Below are 25,504 nucleotides of genomic sequence, written 5' to 3'. Positions count from 1 at the left end.
GGCGGCTTCGAATGTCCAGACTCATATACGGCTACTTCCCATCTTCAGTCCCCTTGACGAATGCCGCCACATCCGCATGGAACTGCTTCAACACATCCTCATTCACATAGACCATGTGCCCGCTCTGGTAGTAGTGATAGCTGATGTTTGACTGCAGCTTCTGCGGAATCTGCAGATGGTGCATCTCGAACTTGCCCTCGAAGTAAGGCGTCGCCAGATCGTAATACCCTCCAGCCAGCATCACCTTCATCCTCGGGTTCGACTTCATCGTATAAGCCAGGTCCGGCATCACATTCGTACCCCCCCACTGCTGATTCGCTGGCGGCCCATTTGGAGCCTGATGCCGCAGATCCCACGTAAAGTTAGCATCCGTATAAGCGCCCGGCTTGTACGTCTGATCCTGCCCATACTTCAGCTCCATCCGCATATACTGGTTCAGCGCCGCCGTATACGCCGACGAGATCGCATTGCTCTGCGGGTCATACTCCGCATCCGAGCTCAGCGGATCAAGATCCGGCCCCTTGTACCGTGTATCCAACCGCCCCGTCGTAGTCTCGTCGTCAAGCTGCAGCTGCTTGCTGAAAGCTCCCCCGGTCACGCGCAAATTCGCACGCAACAAATAAGTCACCGGCAGCCCGGTATATTGATGCAGCTTCTCCGCCACCGCCTGCTTCGAGGTGTCGGACAGCTCAGAGCCCTTCAACAGCGCGCTCATATAATCGCCCATCGCATACTGCTCCACCTCAGCCAGAAACGGCTCCAGCGCCGCAGGCTGCGACGGCAGCTTGTGATGATAAAAAGCGCTCGCCGCAAAAGTAGGCAGCCCCAGCGCATACGCCTGATCGACACCGGGGTTCCACTTCGGCCCATCGATACTGTTATCGAAGCTCAGGATCTGCGACAGCAAAACGATCCCATTCAAATCGACGTTTTGAAGATCAGCCGACAACACCGCACTCCGCGGCGTCCCATAGCTCTCGCCCAGCAGATACTTCGGCGAGTTCCAGCGGTCATACTTCGTCAAAAACCGCCGTATGAACCGCTCAAACGCATGCGCATCCGGATCCGTCCCCCAAAACGCCTTCTCTTTATCCTTACCCATGATCCGGCTGAACCCAGTCCCCGGCGCATCGATGAACACAACATCCGTAACGTCCAGCAGGCTGTACTCGTTATTGACGATCTTGTACGGCGCCCCCTCATCATGCTGCGCATCCGTCGTCACCACGCGCCGCGGCCCGAACGACCCCATATGCAGCCACATCGACGCCGACCCCGGCCCACCGTTATACAAAAACATCACCGGCCGCCCCGGCTTCGCATCCTTCTTGAAGTAAGCCACATAAAACATCCGCGCCGTCGCCGTTGCGTCTTCCGGCTTCTCCGGATCCGGAGCCTTCTCCCCCGTATCCGGCAGCATCTTCCCATCCAGCCCCAGCATCGCGTCCTGCGAATCGTTCGACCCCACCGTCAGCGTGCCGGCCACAGCCTTATACGCAATCGCCTGTCCACCCACCGTCACCGAACCCTCTGTCACCGAGTCAGCCGGAGGCTCCGCAGGCGTAGCCACCGGCGTCCCCGTCACCACAACCTTTTCGCTCTTCTTATCAGCGTCTTTCTTCTCCTGCGGCCTCGCGCCCATCGCCGACACAGCCGACACCAGCAAAGCCCCCGCAGACACACCAATCCACATCCGATTCATCAACATCCTCACACGCTCCCAAACGCCGTATCCAACGCCAGCCAGTATATCCGTGTAAACCAAGCCTAATTGTCGAGAAGACACGCTCTCCTCGACAATTCGCGCTGTAGAGAACAACCAACACTAGAAGAAACGCCAAACCCGAAGAAATAGTTCCAACAAAATGAGGCGCAGCCTCTCTGCCGATCACGCTCGAAGCCCTCAAATCTTTTTGTCCCCACCGTAACAAGCCTCGATCGACCGTGTCTGTACTATCAACTCCGAGGGTTCCATGAGACTTACGCTCCCCCGCACACTCTTCCTCATTGCTCTCTCTGCCGGTCTTTCGAGCACCCTCTCAGCACAGCAACCGCCTCCGCCAGCTCCCGCCACCCCACCGCAAACAGCCGCCGCACCACCAGCGCAGACGCAGCCGCCTCAAGCTCAGCCCGTCGGTTCGGAGCCCGTCAGAGACGCAAACGGCGTCTACACCATTCGCCGCAACGCCCGCCTCGTCGTTCTTGACCTCGTCGTCACCGACTCCAAAGGAAACATCGTCACTGACCTGAAGCGCGACGACTTTCACGTCACCGAAGCCAACGAACCCGAGACCATTCTCAACTTCGAAGCCGCAGGCGCTCACGCCCTCGATCCCCAGGCCACCATTAACTCCACGCAAGATTTAGATCGCCTCGCACCCAACGCTCCCGTCAACATCATCCTGCTCGACGAGTTCAATACCCGCTTCGAAGACATGGCCTTCGCCCGTTACTCCCTCAAAAAGTTCCTCGAGCGCCAGCCCGGCAAACTCGACACCCCCACCATGCTCGTCGCCGTCGACGTCGAGCACTTCACCGTCCTCCGCGACTACACCCAGAACAAAGACGAGATCATCACCGCGCTGGACCATCACTTCGCCGCCTATCCCTGGCAGGCGCAGCAGGGGCAGTGGCGCTCCGACCGCATCGGCACAGCTTTCCTCACCCTCCGTCGCGTCGGCGAAGCCGTCATCGGTCATCCCGGCCACAAAAATATGATCTGGGTTGGCCGCGGCTTCCCCGCCATCCGCTGGGCCGACGTCCCCGTCGACACCCAAAATCGCGTCAACAACGCCGTACAGGACTGCGTCAACATCCTGCGTGACGCCCGCGTCACCCTCTACACCATTGACCCTGCCGGCGTTCAAATCGATCCTCAAGCCTACGGCGCCGCCGCCGCCTTCAACGACCCCTTCGGCGGCGAGTACCAATTCAACCGCCTCGCCAAAGCCACCGGTGGCCGCACCCTCTACGGCCGCAACGACGTCGACGCCGAGATCGGCACCGCCATCCGCGACGGCGCCAGCTTCTACACCATCACCTACAGGCCACAGAACACATCACTCGACCCCTCGAAGTTTCGCAAGATCCAAGTCACCCTCGACCGTCCCGGCCTCACCGTCTACACCCGCCAGGGTTACTATCTCCAGCGCGGTCCCGGCCGTGTCGACCCAGCGAATCCCTCACGCCGCCTCATGGCCGATCTCATCTCCGCCGACTCCAGCACCATGGTCTACGACGGCGTCCCCCTCACCCTCGAACCCTCACCCACCAACCCCGACAGCTTCACCGTCCACGTCAACGGCCAGGGCCTCTACTGGTCTCCCGCCACCGACACCGAACCACGCCACGCCGACGTCATCCTCGTCGTCTCCACCTTCGACAAAAAAGGCAAAGAGCTAAAGAGCGTAGCTAAGGTGATCCACGCCAGTGCCCCTCACGACGTCGCACCGACGGGCAGAATCGATCGCGGCCTTAACCTCGTCTACACCATCGACCACGACCCCAAGGCTGTCCGAGCGCGCTTTGTCATCCGTGTCACCTCCTCAGGCCGCATCGGCACCGCCGACGCAACCCTGGGCCAGCAAGCTTCCGCTCCACCACCAACCCTAGGCGCGGCAACCCCGTAGCATATTTTTCCTATATCGTAGAGAGATAAGCATTTAGCGTCTGCCTCTTGGCGCTAAAGAAGCCGGTACGATCGCCCCGTGTGTGGCTAGAACTATGCTCAGACTTCTGTATGGACGTTCGTTGATAAACAGGAAGCTTTGAGTCAGATGTAGCCGCTATGAATAGACCGCTTGGAAAATAGGACGTGATGATGGAACCCGAAGACGTAATAAAGGCTAAAATCGAAGACCTTGAACGCCGGATTGTCGAGCAAAAAGCCCAACTTAATAGCCTTCTGCTGACGAAGCAAAAATACGGAGAGCCCACACTAAAGTTCTATGGGTGGGTTCCCATTAAAGCGGTCGAGCAAGTCTTAGGAGAACATGGGGGCAGGATGAAGAGAGGTGAACTTGTGGACATTCTTGTACAAGGAGGGCTTACGACGGGAAAGAAGCGTTCACTCGCCAACATCCGAATCTCGCTCGACCTAAATATCAAAAACGGGAGACTCAAGGGGTCCGGTGCCTACGTCTCTCTCCCCAAGTATCAACTCCGATAAACTGGAACTTCCCCTGACGGGAAGCCGCATGCCAGCCGAAATCATCCTCCAGCAAACCCCGGACGACGCCCTCCTCCTCGACAAGCGCGAGCAACTTGCCACCGTCCGCACCACGCTCGCCGAGCGCGAATCCGAACTAGCTCAGATCCGCGCCCAGCTCAAGACCTTTGAAGGCCGTTACGTCCGCCAAGTTGGCATCCTCTACGCCGAGCTCGACGACCTCGAAGCCCGCATCGCCGAGCGCGAAGTCGACCTCTACGACTCCGACTCCGCCCGCCGCCGAGCTGAGGAGACCCGCCAGCGTGCGCAGGAGACCCACGACGCCGCATTCAGCGAGGCCCGCGAAGCCGAAGAGTTCGACCCGCCACCCAGCCTCAAGACCCTCTTCCGCGAGGTCGCCAGGCGCGTCCACCCCGACTTCGCCCGCGACGACGCCGAACAAAAACACTTCACCCTCTTGATGGCCCGCGCCAATCAGGCCTACACCCGCGGCGACACCGAAACCCTCCAGCGTCTGCTCGACGATCACCGCGAGATCAATGCCTCCATCGCCGGCGAAGGCCCCGCCGCCGAGCTTCTCCGCATCACACGCCAGATCCACCACGCCCAGCGCGACATCGCCACCCTCGACGCCGAGCGCAACACCCTCCTCGCCAGCGAAATCGCTCAACTGCACCTCGATGCCGAGACAGCCGCCCGCGAGCACCGCGATCTCCTCACCGAACTCGCCACCAACCTCCGCGACCAGATCGCCGACGCCCAGCGACGCTTCGACCTCATCGACCGCCAGATCAGCGCCCATGGAAGATAAACATGTCCACGGACGATAAAGCCAGACCCAAACCCGGCCTGCAGCACATCCCCACCGGCACCGCGCTCTCGCTTCATTCGCCGACGCGCTCCAGCATCATCGCCCGCGGCCGCCGCGACGCCGCCAACGCAGCCTCCAACCCCCACTACCGCCAGGCCGTCACCGACTTCAACGCCGGCAACTTCACCGCAGCCGCAACCGGCTTCCAACTCGCAGCCGAGCAAGGCCACGCCGAGTCGCAGTACCTCCTCAGCACCATGTACGACGCCGCTCAGGGCCTCGCGCACGACGAAACCCAGGCCGCCCACTGGGAGCGCAAGGCCGCAGAGCAGGGCCACGCCTACGCCCAGGCCAACCTCAGCTTCCGCTACTACGCCGCCGACAACTTCCCCGAAGCTTTCGCATGGTGCCAGCGCGCCGCCCACAGCAGTCTCGCCTGGGCGCAGTACAACCTCGGCCTCATGTATCGCAAAGGAGAAGGCGTCCCCCAAAGCAACATCGAAGCCGCCCACTGGTATCGCCTCGCCGCCACGCAGGACTTCCCCGAAGCCCAGCAAAAACTCGCCGACCTCTACTACACCGGCCAGGGCGTCCCACTCAGCTACACCCAGGCCGCCGCGTGGTATCGCAAGGCCGCCGATCAAGGCAACGCCGAAGCCCAGTTCCAGCTCGGCCACCTCTACGCCATCGGCCAGGGCGTCGAGCACGACTACAACCAGTCCCGCCACTGGACCCGTCAGGCCGCCCTTCAAGGCCACGAACAGGCTCTCCGCGAACTCAAGCGCCGCGAGTACAGAGACCCGTAACCCAACTCATAACCACGCTCTCCACGCTGTACACTGAGGGCCGATAAGCCACAAGAGCACGCGGCAAAAAAACACCCGCGCAAGGGTGAGACCAGAGAGGTAGTTATGCTCCGTCTTAAACGAGTCGCGGTCAGCTTGTTCTTCATTGCCTCCCTGTCCTCCGCGCAGGAGGCACACGACCACGGCGCCCCTGAAAAATTAGGCAAAGTTTCGTTCCCCATCTCGTGCGCCCCCGCCGTGCAGGAGCAGTTCAACCGCGGCGTAGCTCTGCTGCACTCCTTCGCCTTCACCTCTGCGGAACAGACATTCCAAAGCATCGCCAAAGCGGACCCACAATGCGGCATGGCTCACTGGGGAGTAGCGATGACCTACTTCCATCCGGTATGGTCCCCGAGCCTTCCGCCCCAGACATTTCCCGCCGGACAAAAGGAGATGCTTGAGGCAACGCGCCTCGGTGCAAACTCCGACCGCGAGCGCGAGTTCATCCACGCACTCGGCGTGCTCTATCAGCAATCCGCCGCTCTAACGCCAGCCATGCGCACCATCGCCTACGAGCAGGCCATGGCAAAGGTCGCGAAGGACAACACCAACGACCTCGAGTCCCAGGTCTTCTACGCGCTCGCCATCCTCGCGAACGTCTCTCCCTCCGACAAGACGCACGCAAAGCAAAAACAGGCGATCAATATTCTAGAGCCGCTCTATGCCGAGTACCCAAACCACCCCGGAATCGCCCACTATCTCATCCACGCCTGCGACAGTCAGGAGCTCGCCCAACGCGGTCTACCCGCAGCCAGAGCCTACGCTCAGATCGCTCCATCAGCGCCTCATGCGCTCCACATGCCGTCTCACATCTTCACACGGCTTGGCTTATGGGACGACTCCATCGCGTCCAACCTGGCCTCAAGACAGGCCGCACGCCAGCACGGCGATATCAGAGAAGAGCTTCACGCAATGGACTATCTCGTCTACGCCTATCTCCAGACCGAACGCGACGCCGAGGTCAGCCAGATCATTCAAGACATCAAGTCCATGCCGAATCCGGACATGAGCAACTTCGGAATAGCCTATGCGGTCACCGCCATCCCCATCCGCTACGCAGTCGAGCGAGAACAATGGAACGATGCTGCAAACATCGTTCCCCCTTCAGCCGCGCCACCATCCGTCGTCGCCATCGCCGTCTGGTCCAGAGGATTAGGACTCGCACGAACCGGCCATACAAAAGAAGCACGCGAAGAGGCCGACCAGCTTCGCCAGATTGAGACGCAGCTTCATGCCTCAGGTGACGACTACTGGTCCACACAGACGGGAGTCTTAGCCGGCGAAGTCTTGGCGTGGTCCGCACAAGCAAGCGGTGATCCGCATCAAGCCGTGGTGTTGCTGCGAACCGCAGCCGACCAGGAGGACGCCATCGAAAAGCAGCCCGTAACACCGGGCCCCATCCTACCCGCCCGCGAACAACTAGGCGATCTGCTTCTCGAGCAAAAACAACCCGTTCTCGCCCTCAAAGAATTTCAGGCCGCCCTCGTACAGGCTCCAGGCCGACGTGGAACCTTGCAGGGCATCGCTCAAGCTTCGCAACAAAACAACCACGCCGAACGACGGTGATGGAGGTGGCAAAGATGCATATTGGCCTTATCGGAGGGATCGGCCCTGCCGCAACAGACTTTTACTACAGGCGATTGATCTCTACCTTCGCCACGAAGAAGGCGACGCTCGAGTTGACCATCGTGCACGCCGACACGCCGACGCTCCTGAACAATCTGGTCACGAACAACGCAGCCGCGCAAACGGCCATCTATACCCGGCTCACGAACCGCCTCGTTTCGGCAGGGGCCGACTGTGTCTGCGTCACATCGATTGCAGGACACTTCTGCATCAATGACTTCAAAGCTGTATCCCCGCTTCCCGTCATCGACATGATCGCCGAAGTGAGCCACGCTATCGAAGCGCGCGGGCTCAAACGGATCGGAATTATTGGAACTCGCACCGTGATGGAAACACGCTTTTACGGACGCATCGCTACTGCGGAGATCATTCCGCCAGCCAAACCGGAGTTGGACGATGTGCATCAGGCATACGTTTCAATGGCCGCATCAGGCTTTGTGACTGAGCATCAGCGTTCGATCTTCAACGCCGCATGCCACCGCCTGCTCAAGGACCAGCATGCAGAGGCGATCATGCTTGGTGGCACCGATCTTGCGTTGGCCTTCAACGAACAGACTGCTGAATTCCCGCTGGTCGACTGTGCAGGCATTCACGCCGATGCGATTGCACGGTTAGCGATCGCGTAAGGAATACCGATCCTTCTGCAAACGCACCACGCCAAGTGCCCCATATCTCGATTTTGAGATGTGGGCATTCGCGCCACCCGCGAACCCGTCATCTCGACCGAAGCGGTTCACAGTCTCATCGTGAACCGCGCAGTGGAGAGACCCCCGTATTTCGTCTTTGTTTTTTATCTTTACATCCGCAAGCAGATCAGGCGTCCACGGCAGTTTTAGACCATCACATCACAGTCACGCATCTTACCCGTCAAACCGGGTGCCCCATATCTCGATTTTGAGATGTGGGCATTCGCGCAAAACGCGAACCGCACTCCTTCCCCAACCTCAATGCAAATCATGGTCAACCAACTAAACCCAGAACCTCCGCCAAAACCTGTCAAGCCCCAAAACCGCAAATCCCCGCGCCAATCCAGCACATTCACGTGGCGTATAAGTTACCCCCAAACCGCTATACTTACTGCAGAGAAGAGAAAGCCCTCGGTTTGACTGGGGGCTTTTCTTGTTGGGTCATAAATGCTTTATTTGCAATATTTTGCGGGTAAACCGATTAGAATCAATATTTTATGAACGCACGATCACGCCAAACAGTTGAAAAATAAAGACTTCCGTACAAGATACCTTTAGGGGGAGGGGGAGGGGTCTTGAGCACCTATGCGACCATTGAGTATGGTCACAAAAGTAGAAGATCGGGCCCCCAGAGTCGTTGCGGCCCAGCCACACGGACCAGCCGCAGCCATCACCCGGCGCGCTGCCGACCGGCTCCGAGCCGGACACCTGTGGGTATATCGCTCAGACGTAGAGTCGCTCGTACCCCCAATCGGAGCCACCGAGATAGCACCCGGCGCGTTGGTCACAGTCATGGACAGCCGAGGCATCCCCCTCGGCACCGGTCTCTACAGCTCCGCCTCGCAGATCGCCGTCAGGATCGTCTCAAAAGAAGCTGCACTACCCCGAACCACCTATCTCGAGCAGGTACGCGAGCGGCTTCACGCAGCCCTCGCCCTCCGCGACGAACTCGCACCCGAGTCCATGGAGAACGACGCCCACCGCCTCATCTTCTCCGAAGCCGACAACCTCCCCGGCATCGTCGCCGACCGCTACAACGACCTCATCACCCTCCAACTCCTGACCCAGGGCACCGCGCAAGACGACGTCCGCCAACTCCTCACCGAAGTCCTCCGCGAGCGCCTCCGCCCCGACACCGGTGGCATCACTATCTGGGAGCGCCCCGACCCAAAGATCCGCGAACTCGAACAACTCGCCCCGCCAACCCCGGGTCCGCTGCACGCTAACACCACCGAATCACCACAACTCACCACGATATTCACCATCAACGGCCTGCAATTTCACTTCGACGCAGGCTCCGGCCAAAAGACAGGGGCCTTCCTGGATCAGCGCCTCAACTACGCCGCTGCAGCCCGATACGCCAGCGGAAACGCCCTCGACATCTGCACCTATCAGGGCGGATTCGCCATCCATCTCGCCCAGAACTGCCGCCAAGTAACCGGCGTCGACGCCAGTCGCAGCGCGCTCGAGGTAGCCGACCGCAACCGCGACCTGAACCCCAGCCTCGCTGCCCAGGTCGACTGGATCGAAGCCGACGCCTTCGAACTCCTCCGCGAGTACGAATCCACCGGACAGCAATACGACACCATCGTCCTCGATCCACCCGCCTTCGCCAAGTCCAAGCGCGCCGCCGAAGGCGCCATGCGCGGCTACAAGGAGCTCAACCTCCGCGCCATGAAGATGCTCCGCCCCGGCGGAACCCTCGTCACCTGCTCCTGCTCCCACCACGTCCCCCTGCAGGAGTTCACCGAGGTCGTCTCCGCCGCCGCCACCGACGCCGGCCGCCACGTCCAACTCCTCGAGACCCGGGGTGCCGCCCCCGACCATCCCGCGATCCTAACCCTCCCCGAGACCAGCTACCTCAAGTGCCTCATCTGCCGGGTGGGGTAAGAAAAAGCTGAGAAAAATGAAGCGGATCAAAACACTCTCCGCGAAACCCGTTGGTACAGACGCAACCAACCTGAAAACAAATCCAGAATCAGCGAGCAGTAAAGCTCCAAACAAAAGAGGCATGGCAACGAAACCGAACGTGCAGAAGGTTGATGTCGTAATACTCGGCGCAGGCGCAGCCGGAATGATGTGCGCCATCGAAGCAGGAAAACGCGGACGTCGCGTGGTCCTGCTCGATCATGCCGAGCAAGTCGGAAAGAAGATCCTCATCTCCGGTGGTGGCCGCTGCAACTTTACAAACATCCACTGTCGCCCAGAAAACTTTCTTTCAGCGAATCCGCACTTCGCAAAATCCGCACTCGCCCGCTTCACTCCTTCAGACATAATCGCCATGATCGAAAGACACGGCATCCGCTACCACGAGAAGACGCTCGGACAACTCTTCTGCGACCGCTCGGCCATGGACATCGTGACTATGCTGGAGCGGGAGTGCACCGACGCAGGCGTGCAAACCATCATCAGCGCCAAAGTCACCTCAGTGACGCGAGAAGAGCACTTCCTGATACAGACGACAAACTCCTCCTGGCAAGCTGAAGCCGTTGTCGTCGCGACCGGCGGCCTGTCGATCCCAAAGATGGGTGCAACAGGATTCGGCTACAGCCTCGCCGAACAGTTCGGCTTGAGAATCGTGGAGTGCAAGCCCGGTCTCGTTCCGCTGATCTTCAGCGCTGAGGACCGCGAACAGTGGTGCGATCTGGCGGGAGTCTCCGTGGAGGTAGTCACCTCCGGCGGAGCAAAACGGACTCGTGGCACCTTCCGCGAGAAGCTCCTGATAACTCACCGCGGGTTGAGCGGTCCGGCGATTCTACAGGTTTCGTCCTATTGGCAGCCAGGTGAAACCGTGGCGATTGATCTCGCACCAAGCGTAGACTTGATGGCTCCTCTGCGATTGCGCAATGCGCGACGTGATGTCGCTGGTGCAGTAGCCGCGTTGCGTTCTGTACTGCCGGCCCGACTGGCAGAGCGGTGGGTTGCAATCAACACGCCAGATAACTGGACTAACGCCTCTCTCGACGCCATGGAGCAGCGGCTTCATACATGGCAGGTAACACCGGCTGGCACAGAAGGCTACGCCAAAGCCGAGGTCACAGTCGGAGGCGTAGACACTGCAGAGCTGGATGCAAAGACGATGCAAAGCCGCAAGGTACCCGGGCTGTACTTCATTGGCGAAGTCGTAGACGTGACCGGATGGCTCGGCGGCTATAACTTCCAATGGGCGTGGGCCTCGGGCTACAGTGCGGGCCTAGCTGTCTAAAACCTCCCGCCACGCTCTCCTATAAATCCTATTGAACAATCAGCGTGAGATTGACACTGCGTGTAAGGCCTGCACTCGCAGCCGATGCGACAACAGTATAAGTTCCGGGAGCGGTAACCGGGCCCTGTGGCGGATTTGGATTGGAGCCATCCGCTAAAGGAATTGTGCGACCCGCACCACATCCCGAAGCTGAAAGCAGCAGACACAGTACGACGAAACCAGCGAGCCCTGCACGGCGAGTTCGACCCAATGCCAAGAAACCCAGTGGAGACAGCACTGCGAACCACAAAAGCGGCCGTCGTCCCGTTGCTGCAGAGCGGAAAGAAGGCGTGGCCGAGGCTACCCCGGTCAACACAGTAACTGAAACCGTAGTTGTAGTGCCGAGCGAAACAGTAGAGGGAGTGATATTGCAAGTCGAGTTCGCCGGCATTCCCGTGCAGGTGAACGTTGCGGAGCCGGGAACGTTCGCAGCAGAGCTAAGCAGCAACGGGAAAACAGCGTTCTGGCCATTCGTGATGGTGATGCTGGGAATCCCGTTTGTAGCTAGTTGAAAATCGACACCCGTACCGGTAAGCGTCAGTGTCTGCGGCGAACTCCCATCGCTATCTGTAACCGTAAGAGTACCAGAACGTGGACCACTTGCTGTCGGACCAAACGCAAGCTGCATCGTGCATGCAGCGTCGATCGCCACGGTGATGCCGCAGGTGCTGTCGCCGGGCAAGATTACAAAATCTCCGGTTACTGCGATACTTTGCACCTGAAGCGGGATACTGCGATTGTTGGTCAACGTGACAATCTGCGTAGACGACTGAACACCGACACCAGTGGGAAGAAAAGTGACCATCGAGAATGGGGCAAGCGAAAGCCCAGGTGGAGCTACACCTATCCCGTTCAGCGCGACAGTCTGGGTTCGGTATTGATCTGAGACTGCGAGCGAGCCGCTGATGGCACCCACATTCTTCGGCACGAACGCGACGTTAATCGAGCAGGTAGAGTGAGGGTTCAGCGAATTGCCGCAGGCATTGACTACGGTGAAGTCCCCACTCGTGATCTGCGCGGCGATAAGCGTCAAAGGCTGATCCCCTGTATTCGTTAACGTAATCTGCTGTGAGGCACTCGTGGTATTGACCTGCTGCGGCCCGAACGTAAGTGCCAGCGGCGAGAGTGAATCCGTGGCGGGAGATGTCCCCGCTCCGTTGAGCGAAGCCGTCTGCATACCTGCGCCGTCAGTCACGGTGAGAGTTCCGCTACGATTTCCAGAAGCAGTCGGAGTGAAAGCGAGACCTACGGTACATCCGATGCCTGGCCCAAGGCTAGGCCCGCAAGTATTGACCGTAATCTTGAAGTCTCCGCCGGCAATATTCGCCGACCGAATGGCAACTGCAGCATTGCTAATATTTGAAATGGTTATATTTTGGACTGCGCTGGTGGAGTTGATCGTGGTCGAAGGAAAGTTGAGCGTCAGTGGAGTAAGAACAATCGCAGCGGCGGGTGATCCTGTTCCCGAGAGCGGTGCGGTGGCCTGTCCTCCAGCAACATTTCCATAGACCGTCAGAAGACCGCCCCGAGGCCCTGTAGCTGTCGGTAAGAAACTGATCTGAATTGTGCATGTCGCGCCGACTGCGATTGACACGCCAATGCAGGAATCGGTCTCATCGAAGTCGCCCGACACGGCGACCTCGCTCACAGTGAGCAGAGCAAACCCTGTATTTGTAACTGTAATCATCTGCGATGGACTAGCCGTACCAACCGACTGCGGGGCGTAAGTGAGCGCTGTGGGATTCAAGCTCATCGCCGGTTGCGCTCCGGTTGCAGCCGTCAACAGCGGTATCTGCCACAGGCCTCGACCATAGGTCGCTGCCCTCAGTTCGCCCGTTCGGCCATCTCCGGTCGCCATGGAGGGCGCCGCCTCTAGCGCGATCACTGGTGCGTTCGGCAAATTGATACCATACACGCTCCAACAGTTAGCGGTCGCGCACGTCGTGATGCCTGTCGTGACATAAACGCCAGTATCCATAGCAAGATAAACAGTATTCGCGTCATTCGGATCGACGACTACGCTGTTTGCCGGAGCATTGGGCAAATTGCTGCTTACGTTAATCCAGTGCGCACCAGCATCAATTGAGCGATACAGATGCGTTGCCCCGATACCGTTCCCCGTGAAGCCCATCACCGTTGCGTAGATCGTCTCTCCACTTGTGTCATGAGAATCCACCATAAGCGACGAGAGATCAAAACCCGCCGTATTAAATGCTGCACCCTGACCATTCGTAACAGGCGATGTCGCGAGATCGTTCCACACTGTCGCGTTATCCGCAGTGGCTGCCATTGTCGTGGAAAAAAGATGACCTCCAAAACTGCCGCCTCCGTCGAGCGAGCCAGCCATCCCTGCATAGAGCACTGTCGATCCTGCATTCTGCAACGCAGACGCGTTGCTGGCAGGGCCCCCTGCCGCGAGAGAACGCACAAGTGGGTTTGTGCTGACACAAGATGCATTCTGGGGGCCAGCAAGCAATCTGCTGATCGCGTTTATCGACGACCAAGAAGACCCACTGCCACTAGGCCCGCGCCACACTCGACAAGTACCGACAAGAACGTCCGAAGGGAGGGCCGGATCAAGGATCCACGGCGCATCGATTAGGGACTCGTCGCTATTGACTTGTACAGCACCGATAGTAGGTGATCCAGCAAAGTCCGCAGATGTACATGCCGTGCCTTTGGCGCACTGGCGAATGCTAACGCCCGCGCCAGTCGAAACGTACCATAGTGAAGGATTGGTCTGGTCTATAGCAACGGTGCCACCTTCCCCCGCAGATATCTGCGGCCACAATGCTGCAGTGGTTGCCGCGGAGGTAGCAGCAGTGCCATTCGCACCGAGCCCCACGAGAATCGTTCCCACATCCGTTGGATGCTGCGCGAAGCTTATGACCTCCGCGAGCGACCCCAAACCACCATTCAGATTTTGAAAATGAGTCGCATCCTCTACAGAGCAAGGCGTTCCCTGTTCGTCAACTCCATCTATTGATCGCCAAAGTCCGCCATCGTTGCCCAGATAAATCAGTGGCTGCGATGAGGTAGCCAGCGTCGCGATAGCATGTTGCGACGGCGCGACCTGCGCAGGCGCGGCACATCCGTTCACGGCGTTTGTAGTATCGCGCAACACACACCCTGCAGCGAGTGAACAGCGATAAAGATCAATTGTCCCTGCGTATAGAAGCGTATCCTGCGTCGGCCCGCTAGACCCTGAGGACACAGCAGCCAGGGTAAGACTATAGTCTGCCTGTTGAATGACGCTGCTACCGTTGCCAACTTCCATCGGCGACGAGTTCAGCTGCGTGCCGAAGGTAACCGCCGTATTGCCGCAACTCGTTCCAGAGAGGGAACAAACATCTTGCCACAACCCCTGATCGACGTTACCGCTGTCTACCGTTAGTGCAAAGATATCGCCCGTGTTTGGCTGCACAGCCAAAGCGCCACGGAAGATTGGGCATGAGGAGCTACCAATCGTCCCGTGGGCAGTTGGACACGCTGTCGGTGTAAGCCCCGTTCCAGGTTGATTGATCAGACGTGTCCAAGTAATGCCATCCGCCGATTGATAGTAACCGTGATAACGGATGGCTGCGTAGAAGCTTTTGCGAATTGGGTTCCAGACGACCGCCGTTGCCGCTCTACCAGAGTCTCCGACACTCAACGCTGGAGACTGCACGACCTGGCTACCGTCCATGATCGTGGACATCAACCATGTGAGGCCGTTATCAGTTGAATAATAAAGTCCCATAACGCTAAATTCGCCGCTCGCTGCATTGACGAGTACACCTTCAGCAGCTTGGGATACCGCTGCAACAACGGTCCCCGATGTCTTCGTGCTCCACGCAAATCCAGCAAATCCAAGCCCAACAAAAGAGTGATTGTCTGCGGAGACATTGGTATCTTGAGATTCTCGAATGAGCGTCCAGGTGCTTCCGCCATCAGCGGAGCGCAGTAGACCGCTGCCATAAAATGAATCAGTCGCGTCATTTGGATCGCCTGTGCCGGCCAGCACAATGCCCGCATTGGCACTGATCGCTCCGATGCTGAGCGATGGAATCGCTGAGGTGCCGGCATTTGCATTGAAGACCGGCAGCGTGTCCGTGAGAGGCCTGAAGATCACACCCGACGTCGGACCGGCTGCGTTGGTCGACTTCCACACGCCGCCTCCGGTGGTCCCAACATACACCGTGTTGCCACTCGCGTCCGTCGGATCAATTGTGATCGCGCTAATGCGGCCCGTGACATTGCCGTATGCGAGACTGGCAACCTGGTTCGGTCCGACCGGCTGCCACGGCGTCCCAAGGCTTGAAAGTTCCGGAGACGCCGCCTCCTGCGTCATCATCGCAGCATGTTGCTGACGAGCAGCATCCATAGCCTTCGCAGCGGAGACCGATCCCGCAAGAGTACGCCCGCCGAGAAACCGGCGGGCCCTAATCGCGTGTGCTGGAGCGGCCGCCATCGTAGCAATATCATGGCTACCTACTTCGGCGGCTGAGATCAGCTGAGCGTCAACGCTGCCTACGCAAACTAAAGCAAGGCAAAAGCCGACCAGGAGAAAGCGGGGCGATGTTCGTCGAAGCGGCGATCGTACAAAGCGCGCGAGTTGAGAAGGTGTTATCAGGCCCATAGCGTGCAATCCGGCGTGCGCAACCATCTATCTTGATGCTGCAGGCAGGCATCGGATGAGTCAACGCTAGAGCTGGAGAAGTAAAGAGGAAGATACCAGAACGGGATGAGAAATCTCTCATGAATCCCGTCACCTGAAGTTTGCGGTGACTCTTTCGGCCACCTCTTCAATCCGTTCAAGAGCGATCCTAGCTATTTCCAATCGAGCTAATCGCTCCACATCTCATGAATTTATCATTACGACGACGGCGCGACCATCTCATCATAGTTGTAGATTGAACGATCGTCAGTAATGAAGCATCTCTTCTTCAATGTAGAAATGCTGTCAACACAAAGAGGGCTAGAAGGTGAGCGAGCGTTGCCGCGGCAGAATCTCCATATTCGCGATGTACTTCCTGGAATCGAACTTTTTACCTGTTGACGCGCCCGACATATAACGAATCTTGCCAAAGATCGGTCGAGTCCCCCAGGCTCGGTCGAACTTGCCTAAGATCGCCCATGCAATCCCCGCGTATCCATTCGGATCGCGGCCGTCGAGAAAATACTTGTCGTTCAGATGGATGCAATACTTCATTGCTGTGGCAATGTCCGGCGTCCATTCCAGAATCTTCTTCGCCCAGTACATACGCACGTAGTTATGCATCCAGCCATACCGAACCATCTGAATCTGACCCGCGTTCCAAAGATCATCATAGGTCTCGGCACTCTCAAGCTGACGTAGCGTGTACACATGTTCGCGTTCGTCGCGAGCGTGCGCAGCAATGCTCTCTTTCGCCCAGTTCTCTGCGCAATCCGGAGAATCGTAGTTGGGAGTGTAGCGAACGAAATTGATTGCAAGCTCACGCCAGACAATCAATTCATTGAAGTAGCTGTCACGAGCGCCCTTAAGACTCGGATGAGCTTTTGCAGCAGCCTCAACCGCAAGGGCAATGGTGATCGGTCCAATGTGACCGTAGTGCAGATAGGGCGACATGCGGGATGTGCCATCTGCCTCCGGATGATTACGCTCCGTGTCATAGTTCTCAAGAAGCTTCCCGGTGAAAATCTTGAGCCGCTTGAGTGCTGCATGTGTGCCCCCGGTCCAAGCCTCAACAGGTGCGACGCTACGATCCAAGTCCTTCCAATCGCGAGTCATATCCTCGTGAACAGAATCGGCTTGGAATCCTTGCGGTCTCTTCCATTCATGTTGAGCGTACAGATTTTCGTAGGGGTGTAGGTACTCCGGCAGAAGCCGATAGAGCCGAGGACGAATCGTATAGGCACCGTATTGCGCCTTTTCCATCAGCTTCGACGGAATGACCACATCCGTATCGACCGTCCAGAACGGAATCCTGGCTTTGGAAGCGAGATGCTTGCGCCACTGCTCCGGCACGCGCATAGGATTCTCATCGCCGATCAGAAAAGCGGCGCGCACATCGGCCAGCAACTGCTCGTGTGATTCATGCGGTGCTCGCCGCATCACAAACGTGATATTACGGGCCGCAAGGTCTGTCTCGATATCCGGCAGTCCTTGATTGAGAAAAACATAGTGCCGAAGGTTCGCGTGCGGAAAGTTTGAGATCCCTGCGAAGTAAACCACAAGCGGCAACCCCAGAAGATTGGCTATCCGCACCGAGAGATCGACCGCGTGGTTTTCCACCCCGCGTTGCGCACGCTGCATCCAGTAAACAACGCATTTTCCATTTGGATCTGGCGCCCCATCCCGTCGCACAGTAACCCGCGAATCGCTGGACAATCGAAGAAGATCCTCTGAAGCCGCAGATCGCATAATACCCATAGTCAAATTGTACGAGGCGAAAACATGCCGTTTCCACAGCAACAAAAATGCGGCCACTTTGGCCGCACCCCTGTCAAAACCGAAAACTTTACTACCAGAGCCCCCACGCCCTGCTGATGTAGTCGCTCATCGTCATCGTGATCAATACGATGAACGTGAAGAAGCCAGCCGCCACCGTCAACTTGATGAGGTGCGACTGATACTTCACGTGCATGAAAAACAGAATCACGACCACAGCCTTAAAGCTCGCGATAGCGAGAGCCACGATAGGGTTCAATATACCGAGGTTTACATACGCTGCCCCGACTGTGATCCCCGTAAAAATCAGCAGTGTTACAAAGACAACCGCGTAAGTACGCGGCGAAATAATGTGATGATCCGCGTGCTCCGGATTAAGTACATTCGACGGATCGTGATACTCAGACATGATCTTCTCCTTCCAGCCGTAACCGATGGCTACGGTTCGCGGCTACACGCCAGGGTGTCGGTTGATGAGATAGAGCAGAGGAAACAAGAAGATCCAGACAATATCGACGAAGTGCCAGTACAGTCCGAAATTTTCTATGGGGGCGACATATCCCGCGGAAAATTCACCCCGTCTGGCGCGCCATGTAAGCCAGAACAAAAGCCCAATCCCCAGAACCATGTGAAACGCGTGCATACCGGTCATAGCGAAGTAGAGGAAGAAGAATATCTGCGTCTTCTGGGCCATGTCAGGTGAGAGCGGTTTCTCATGCAAACCGTACGCTTGTGGGTTGGTGAACTGGGAGACATCGAAGCTGGCGCCAGGAATATGGTGTTTCTCCCACTTCTCGTGGTATTCAACCGCCTTAATTCCAAGGAATGCGACACCAAATACTGTGGTCAGCACCAGAAATAAAACAAGCAGGCCCTGCTTTTTGACTTCGGCTGCCCACACTCCAAGCGCCATGAAGAACCCGGAACTGATCAGGATTGCCGTATTCGCCGCGCCTAATGGAATACTCAGCTGATTCGAAGAGACTACGAACGCATCGTGATACCAGTTTCGGTAGAGCAGATAGGCAAAGAACAGGCCGCCGAAGAACATAATTTCAGTCAGCAGGAACAGCCACATCCCAAATGTCGCTGCCTCGCGCTGCTGCTCTTGTGTCTCGAAGTGGTGGCGGTGCTGCGGCAGCACAATATGCTCGTGCTCGGCCGCAATCGCGGTCTCATGCGTATGTGGATGCGTAGCTACGATCGCATTATCCAACGGTCGTCACCTCTTGTGCAGTCTTGTGAGCGAGCCACTCGTAATCATAGGCCTCATGATCCACGATCGGAGTCTCGATAAAGTTTTCAGTCAGCGGTGGCGATTGAATCTGCCACTCAAGTCCGGTAGCCTGCCATGGATTGTTGCCAGCGATCGCACCATACTTCAGCGACCACGCCAAATACAGCAGTGGAAGCATATAGCCAACGCCAAGCACCGTCGCTCCCGCGGTCGAGAGAACGTTCAGCACCTGGAACTCCGGCGGATACGCATGATAGCGCCGCGGCATACCGAGGTATCCAAGAATGAACTGCGGCAGGAAGGTGAGGTTGAATCCGATGAAAGTCGTTACCGCTGCCAGCTTCGACAACGACTCCGGATACATGCGCCCCGTCATCTTCGGCCACCAGAAGTGGACGCCCGCCAGGAACGCCATCAGCATCCCGCCCACCATGACAAAGTGGAAGTGAGCCACGATGAAGTATGTCTCCGTCAGGTGGATATCCATGCCTAGCGCGCCAAGGAACACCCCAGTCATACCGCCGATCGTGAAGAGGCCAAGAAATCCGAAGGCATACAGCATCGGCGTCTCAAAGGTGATCGAGCCCTTCTGAAGCGTGAACGCCCAATTGAAGATCTTGATCGCCGAGGGCACTGCAACCAGCATAGTCAGCAGCGAGAAGACCAAAGCGGAGTAGTTCGACACTCCCATGATGAACATGTGGTGCGCCCAGACAAAGAACCCAAAGAGCGCAATCGCCACAGAGGAAAACGCAACTGCTGTGTATCCAAACACACGCTTACGGCTGAAGGTGCTAATGACCTCAGAGATCACACCCATACCCGGAAGTATCATGATGTACACAGCTGGGTGCGAGTAGAACCAGAAGAGATGTTGGAACAGTAGAGGATCGCCACCCTTTGTCGGATCAAAAACTCCGATCCCCACCAAGCGCTCAAGAGCAACAAGAACGAGAGTGATAGCCAAGACCGGCGTACCGAGCACCATCAGGATCGAAGCGGCATAGTTCGACCAGCAGAACAGAGGCATCCGGAACCACGTCATGCCTGGGGCACGCATGCGGTGGATCGTAACGATGAAGTTCAGCCCCGTAAATATCGACGAGAAGCCGATGATAAAGACGCCAGTCGCAGCGGTGACCACATGAGTGTTTAGATAGTGCGTCGACAGAGGGGTCGTAAATGTCCAACCCGTATCAACACCACCAAGTACCAGCGCCGCAAGTGTAAAGAGACCGCCGATCCAGTACAGGTACCAGCTCAGCAGATTGACCTTCGGAAAAGCCAGGTCTTTCGCGCCCAGCATAATCGGTATCAGAAAATTCCCTAGCGTTGCAGGCACAGAGGGCACCAGAAACAGGAAGATCATGACGATGCCATGCATGGAAAAGAACTTGTTGTACGTGTCCGAGGCTACCAGATCAGGTTGCGGCGTCAAAAGCTCTAACCGAATCAGACCTGCGAATGCACCACCAATAAAAAAGAAGAAGGTAATCGAGATCAGATACAGGATTGCAATGCGCTTATGGTCGCCGGTAAACAGCCAGCTCAGAAGACCATCCTCATTGTTGAGGTAGTTGCGCTTCGGCAGTGTCGCCGTTCTCTGGTCAGGCAGATTGACAATTGTGTAGCTCGTTGCACTCATGGCTTTACCACCCCTGGCGTTGTCGGCGCCGCTTGGTTCGACGTTGACGTGGTCAGCGTCTGCTGCACACGATAGTTACTCTGTATAGATTTGATGTACTCCACCAGGTCGATCAGGCCGTCCTCACTGATCTGCCCTTGATACGTAGGCATAATCGGCGCATAACCCGCCGTGATGTGTTGCGAAGGATTCAGAATTGCATCGCGCAAATAAGCATCATTCACAAGAACCTGCGACCCACTCGCCAGTTGAAGCTTCGATCCATAAACCCCAGCAAGATTCGGTCCCCGCGCTGCGGCGCTTCCGGAGTGGCACGAGTTGCAACCCATACTCGCAAACAGTCTCTCCCCATTTTGCGCCAACGACATACCGCTGGTGGACTCCTGCGTCCACTTGTCATAGTCATCCGGGGTCAGAACTGTCACTTCGCCAATCATCTGAGAATGGTTCGTCCCGCAATACTGCGTGCAGAATATATGGTACGTCCCCGGAGTCGTTGCCTGAAACCACACCGTCGAATACCGGCCTGGAATCACCTCTCGCTTGACCCGGAAATCGGGAATCGAGAAGCTGTGGAAGACATCCTGCGAAATCATCGTTAGCTGAACAGGACGGCCGGTCGGCACGTGCAATGCATTGATCTCATGTTGTCCGCCCGGATGCTCCGCCTTCCACATCCACTGTTTGCCAACGACGTAGATGTTCATCGCATTCGTCGGCGGGTTATAGATGCGGAAGTAAAGCAGCGCGCCCCAGACAAACACAATCAAAAAGAGAGCCAGAGGAATGATGGTCCAGGTAGCCTCAAGCAGCGTCGAACCCTCCACCTGAATGGCAACTGGGTGCTTCTCCTTGCGATAGCGGATCGAAAAGCCGAAGATGAGAATGCCCACCAGCGTCAGACCGACGACCGTGATCAACAATAGGAAGAAGTAGAGCGCGTCAGCGTAGGGCGCAATGGTCGATGCTTCGCGCGGAAAGAGCGCCGAAGCGTTGAGCCACTTCACCAAAAATTGCCACAGGACTGGACTGATATGCATCGTTACCCTTTATCCGTTCTCTTTCTTCGTCAGGTCGTGTTCGCGCGCGAGGTTAGCGTCTCTTCGAAACATCAAAAACATAAATCCGCCTAATCCCGCCACTGTAATCATCCCGCCAAGCTGTACAACGCGCGCGATGACAAGCGAGTGTTTATTCGTCTGCGGATCGTAGTGATAGCAATAGGTCAGAATATTCGCAACAGGGGAACCAATCTTATTTCCGGATGCGTCAATCAAGCCCAGTAACATATCCTTCGGCGAGTATTCAACCCCAAGATAGTACTGAGCCAGCTTGCCCTCCGTTGTCACAATCTCGATGGAACTGGCATGCGCGAACTGGGATAGTTTTCCGTCGGGTCCCGGAACGCGAACATACCCAAAGCCAACTGCATTCGTTACAGCGTCAATCGCTGGCCGCTGACCCGTCAGGAAATGCCAGCCACCCGCAGTCTCCGGACGTCCATAACGCTTGACATAGAGAGCCTTAGACTTAGCAGCCTGCTCCGGCGTGTCGCTTGGATCGATGCTAATGATGACAACATCGAAGTCCTTTCCCGGATTCAGCTTGACCATCTCCAACGAACTCGTCAGGCCATCCAACTCCTCAGAGCAAAGCATAGGGCAGGTGTAGTACACCAGCGAGAGTATTGCCGGATGCTTTCCGAAGTAGTTGCCTAGCTTTACCGTCTTACCTGTTTCATCGACGAAAGATGAACCCAAAGGCAGTTGCTGATTCAGGTGTTGCGATACTCCCACCTTTTGGAGCACCTGCGGCAACTGATCCCCCGCGTTGTCGCCGCTCTGCTTGTCGCCATAACTTGAGACCTGCGCGAACAAAGGCGCACTCAGCAGAGTGCAGCAAAGAATCGCCGCCTGCCATCCACCTCGTATTGTTCGCCAGTTCTTCATAATGTCCCTTCTCTATCTTAAATCCGCTCAGCCAAGCGCTTTATTTCGCGGGTGCTAGTTCAGCATGTAAGCCACCTTCAGCTTTGCCGTAATTCATCTTTTGCGCCCTTGCCTCGATCGTCTCAAGCTCATAGCCCGTTCGAGCAAATCCTGAAGTCAGCGGAGCCTGGACCACCGGCTTTTCATCCCCAGCCATCTCGGTGGTTGCTGCTGCCGCCTGTGCGTTTACAGGAAGACCGCGTTGCACAATCAACTCCATGGCTCTCGAGATCGGAATTCGAATCGAGCCGTTTTCAGCAGGAGTACTACTGTAATTGTCCAACAACAGATCCTCGCGAGCATGCAGATCGGCCGTTGCTTGGTTACCGTCGTCAATATCCAGGCGCGGCTCCGGAAAGGTCGACGTCATCTGCTGAAACTCTTTCTGCTGCATCTCAGGATTGCTGGCAAGATCTTGCCGCTTGCCATCAGTCGTCTCCGCCCCTGCAAATGCCGACAACTTGTTCCACTTCGTCGTTGGCCCATCCGACTTCTGAATCGCGGAGTTGATGACCTTACCCATCACAAAGCAGAAGACAAAGAAGACCAATACGAATCCAAACAGACCAGCCAGAAATACGGCGACACCACTGGCATTAACGTCTGTCGTTTCATATCCCGGCGACTCCGCATCACGAACATGCTGGTCGTGCGGTCCTGGTGTTTGGTGCATCTCGTGATCGTTAGTGGGCATGTTCAGGCTCCAGCATCTCTTCAACGTGAGGATCGTTCACGTTGATCAAAGGACGTGCTTGCAGTTGCGTCATATAGTAGGCGGCCCACAGCGAGATCAGGGCTACAGGAACCGTTATGTAGGCAAGGATCCCGACATTGCCCGCGATACGTAGATTCCCGGCAGCATCAGCAAAGTTCGGCTCGATCAGCCAGAACATATCCACGCAGCGAGCAAAGATCATGAAGCACGTCAACCAGATCATCTTCTGCTTGTTTCGCTTCAAATCACGCGACAGCAGCAGACAGAAGGGAATCAACCAATGGCAGATGAAGTCCGCCGTGCACACATACCACCAGCCACCGTGAATCCGATTCAGATACCAGGGAATCTCGTCCGGAACATTACCTGACCAGATGATCAGAAACTCCGCGAAGCAAAGGTAGATGTTGAGCATCACGAAAGCAAACGCCAGCTTACCGAGGTCGTGCTGTTCGGTAACTCTCAGCATCGTCTTCATCGGCTCAACCCGCGATAACAAAATCACAGTCAGGATAGACAGTGCGAGCACCGCGTAACCTTGTCCAACCAGGAACTGAAGTCCCCAGATCGACGAGTACCACGTAATATCCAGTGACTTGATCCAGACGATAGCGCCATCCGTGAGAAGAATGACGTAAATCAGGATCCCGATACCGCTAAGATTCTCAAACTTGATGCGCCAACGGTCAAAACTGGGCTCGGTTCCGCGCGCCGGGTCAGCATCGCGCTCAACAGACCACTTATTAAGAAGAAACGTTAAGAGTAGGAGGATGGCGAAAATAAAGACCGTCTGAATGATCGCCGCACTCGGGTTCAACATGCTGCGCTTCGCATTCAGCGTCAGCGCCTGTTCGAGCGTAACCGCGTGGTTGGATAGCGCCCGAGCCACAGCTCCTGCGGTCGGGAATGCCGCCCACTGATAGAGGTGCTTCCAGAGGAAGATGATTGGCACGAACATCAAACCAACCAGCCAGATCGTGCGGGTCATCGCCTCCAGCGGACGCCGAAGCAGCAGACCCCACTTACCGCCGCTGACATACTGCAGCATCAGCAGCACCAGCCCACCGCCAGCGAAGCTGAAGCAGATCATGTAGCCCATCAGATAAGCGCGCAGGATGTGGTTCTTACCCTCGTGGCTAAAGGCAAAGGCAACCGTGAGAAGCGTGGCGACTACGAAGACGATCAGCGCACGTATCCGCCATGCGGAGAGAACCTCCGGTGCAGCAAGCGATGCAGGCAATGTCTTCGGCCCATGATGATCGTGGTGGCCGCCTGCTTCTCCGTAATATTCGTGTCCAGATGACATGCGTTTCAAGCCTTCATTCGGAAGCTTCCGAGGTTACTGCTTCGGTACGGTTTGTCCGGCGGAACTGCCTGCCGGAGGAACAGCGTTAGAACGTGACGGAGCAACTGCTCCCGTCGCGGGAGATCCAGAGCCTGGCGCCGGGAGGACAAATAGCCCATTGTCAGGCGTTCCAGTCACTGCGGTTGGGGGCAAAGTCCACTCGTCTGCAAATGAGGCCGGCAAGCCCTCACGCTCAGAGATGCTGGCCAATGGCTCAACATGGGCTCCCACGGGAACATCGGCCAGCGTCGCTTTCTGACTCAACTGCAGTGACTTAATGTAGGCAACAATTGCCCACCGATCCGCCGGCACAATCTGCGAGGAATAGTCAGGCATCGCGCCATATCCATTCGAGATGACATGAAAGAAGTGGCCGAGCGGAGCCGATTCGAGCCGCGCCGAATGGAAGCTGCCAGCCTTCATATACCCGCGCTGAACAATCATCCCGATACCATTACCCACCCGCGAGTGACACGGTGTGCAGTAGATGTTGTATCGCTCCTGTCCGCGCTCCAACACTTGTTGTGTCACTGGGAAAGGCAACCCGTCGCCTTCTTTCCCATTCACCAGACCGGTGTAAAAGTACGCATCTTCATGCAGCTGATTCCGCGCAACCGTATTCTCGACCTGCGGGCGCACCGAGCGGCCATCGGCATAGAAATCCGTACCGCGTTGCGGGAAGAACTTCGGTTGATTATGCATATCCTGACGGCAACCCACCACAACGAACAGCGACAGAGCGGCTGTGGCGAAGGTCATGCGTCGGGATGTCAATCTCACTT

19 protein-coding genes are annotated in these 25,504 nt (G+C 57.0%); 8 read left to right on the top strand and 11 right to left on the bottom strand.

Annotated elements, in window-relative coordinates; translation table 11 throughout:
- Window positions 1-31: 31 nt before the first annotated feature.
- Window positions 32-1,702, bottom strand: coding sequence for a S10 family peptidase (locus RBB82_RS10620; protein ID WP_433975101.1), 1,671 nt, complete (start codon window positions 1,700-1,702; stop codon window positions 32-34).
- Between the two features lie 271 nt (window positions 1,703-1,973).
- On the opposite strand from RBB82_RS10620, the gene RBB82_RS10615 reads away from it, so the two are divergent.
- The 8 genes from RBB82_RS10615 to RBB82_RS10580 all read left to right on the top strand — a co-directional run bounded on the left by RBB82_RS10615 (window position 1,974) and on the right by RBB82_RS10580 (window position 11,341).
- Window positions 1,974-3,629, top strand: a complete 1,656-nt coding sequence (locus RBB82_RS10615; protein WP_433975100.1) for a VWA domain-containing protein — start codon at window positions 1,974-1,976, stop codon at window positions 3,627-3,629.
- A 188-nt stretch (window positions 3,630-3,817) separates the two neighbouring features.
- Window positions 3,818-4,168, top strand: coding sequence for a hypothetical protein (locus tag RBB82_RS10610; RefSeq protein WP_433975099.1), 351 nt, complete (start codon window positions 3,818-3,820; stop codon window positions 4,166-4,168).
- Between the two features lie 28 nt (window positions 4,169-4,196).
- Window positions 4,197-4,979, top strand: coding sequence for a hypothetical protein (locus tag RBB82_RS10605; RefSeq protein WP_433975098.1), 783 nt, complete (start codon window positions 4,197-4,199; stop codon window positions 4,977-4,979).
- A 2-nt stretch (window positions 4,980-4,981) separates the two neighbouring features.
- The gene (locus RBB82_RS10600) at window positions 4,982-5,785 is read left to right on the top strand and encodes a tetratricopeptide repeat protein (protein ID WP_433975097.1); all 804 of its coding nucleotides are present in this window, start codon (window positions 4,982-4,984) and stop codon (window positions 5,783-5,785) included.
- 105 nt (window positions 5,786-5,890) lie between these two features.
- Window positions 5,891-7,390, top strand: a complete 1,500-nt coding sequence (locus RBB82_RS10595; RefSeq protein WP_433975096.1) for a hypothetical protein — start codon at window positions 5,891-5,893, stop codon at window positions 7,388-7,390.
- Between the two features lie 14 nt (window positions 7,391-7,404).
- Window positions 7,405-8,076, top strand: coding sequence for an aspartate/glutamate racemase family protein (locus RBB82_RS10590; protein ID WP_433975095.1), 672 nt, complete (start codon window positions 7,405-7,407; stop codon window positions 8,074-8,076).
- A 645-nt stretch (window positions 8,077-8,721) separates the two neighbouring features.
- Window positions 8,722-10,026 (top strand): class I SAM-dependent rRNA methyltransferase, encoded by a 1,305-nt coding sequence (locus RBB82_RS10585; protein ID WP_433975094.1) that lies wholly within the window; start codon window positions 8,722-8,724, stop codon window positions 10,024-10,026.
- Window positions 10,027-10,147: 121 nt separating this feature from the next.
- The gene (locus RBB82_RS10580; protein ID WP_433975093.1) at window positions 10,148-11,341 is read left to right on the top strand and encodes an NAD(P)/FAD-dependent oxidoreductase; all 1,194 of its coding nucleotides are present in this window, start codon (window positions 10,148-10,150) and stop codon (window positions 11,339-11,341) included.
- Between the two features lie 28 nt (window positions 11,342-11,369).
- Here the strand turns inward: RBB82_RS10580 and RBB82_RS10575 are convergent, their stop codons facing one another.
- From RBB82_RS10575 to RBB82_RS10530, 10 genes are all read right to left on the bottom strand, one after another.
- A complete protein-coding gene (locus RBB82_RS10575) occupies window positions 11,370-15,830 on the bottom strand; it encodes a choice-of-anchor D domain-containing protein (protein WP_433975092.1) in 4,461 nt (1,486 codons plus the stop codon).
- A 507-nt stretch (window positions 15,831-16,337) separates the two neighbouring features.
- Window positions 16,338-17,732 (bottom strand): deoxyribodipyrimidine photo-lyase, encoded by a 1,395-nt coding sequence (locus RBB82_RS10570; protein ID WP_433975091.1) that lies wholly within the window; start codon window positions 17,730-17,732, stop codon window positions 16,338-16,340.
- A 133-nt stretch (window positions 17,733-17,865) separates the two neighbouring features.
- On the bottom strand, window positions 17,866-18,201 hold the full coding sequence (locus RBB82_RS10565; protein WP_433975090.1) for a cytochrome C oxidase subunit IV family protein: 336 nt from the start codon (window positions 18,199-18,201) through the stop codon (window positions 17,866-17,868).
- 42 nt (window positions 18,202-18,243) lie between these two features.
- On the bottom strand, window positions 18,244-19,008 hold the full coding sequence (locus RBB82_RS10560; protein ID WP_433975089.1) for a cytochrome c oxidase subunit 3: 765 nt from the start codon (window positions 19,006-19,008) through the stop codon (window positions 18,244-18,246).
- Complete coding sequence (locus tag RBB82_RS10555; protein ID WP_433975088.1) at window positions 19,001-20,674, bottom strand: cytochrome c oxidase subunit I; 1,674 nt, start codon at window positions 20,672-20,674, stop codon at window positions 19,001-19,003. The genes RBB82_RS10560 and RBB82_RS10555 overlap by 8 nt, the downstream gene beginning before the upstream one ends.
- The gene (gene coxB / locus RBB82_RS10550) at window positions 20,671-21,714 is read right to left on the bottom strand and encodes a cytochrome c oxidase subunit II (RefSeq protein ID WP_433975087.1); all 1,044 of its coding nucleotides are present in this window, start codon (window positions 21,712-21,714) and stop codon (window positions 20,671-20,673) included. Before coxB ends, RBB82_RS10555 begins: the two co-directional genes overlap by 4 nt.
- 9 nt (window positions 21,715-21,723) lie before the next feature.
- Window positions 21,724-22,623, bottom strand: a complete 900-nt coding sequence (locus RBB82_RS10545; RefSeq protein ID WP_433975086.1) for an SCO family protein — start codon at window positions 22,621-22,623, stop codon at window positions 21,724-21,726.
- 40 nt (window positions 22,624-22,663) lie between these two features.
- A complete protein-coding gene (locus RBB82_RS10540; protein WP_433975085.1) occupies window positions 22,664-23,356 on the bottom strand; it encodes a hypothetical protein in 693 nt (230 codons plus the stop codon).
- Window positions 23,346-24,683 (bottom strand): hypothetical protein, encoded by a 1,338-nt coding sequence (locus tag RBB82_RS10535; protein ID WP_433975084.1) that lies wholly within the window; start codon window positions 24,681-24,683, stop codon window positions 23,346-23,348. The genes RBB82_RS10540 and RBB82_RS10535 overlap by 11 nt, the downstream gene beginning before the upstream one ends.
- 33 nt (window positions 24,684-24,716) lie before the next feature.
- On the bottom strand, window positions 24,717-25,502 hold the full coding sequence (locus RBB82_RS10530) for a c-type cytochrome (RefSeq protein WP_433975083.1): 786 nt from the start codon (window positions 25,500-25,502) through the stop codon (window positions 24,717-24,719).
- Between the last annotated feature and the right edge of the window lie 2 nt (window positions 25,503-25,504).

The organism is Tunturiibacter lichenicola, assembly GCF_051013355.1.
GTDB classification, from domain to species: Bacteria; Acidobacteriota; Terriglobia; order Terriglobales; family Acidobacteriaceae; genus Edaphobacter; species Edaphobacter lichenicola_F.
The sequence above is the reverse complement of the archived record's forward strand: the minus strand, read 5'-3'. Positions and strand labels throughout refer to the sequence as shown.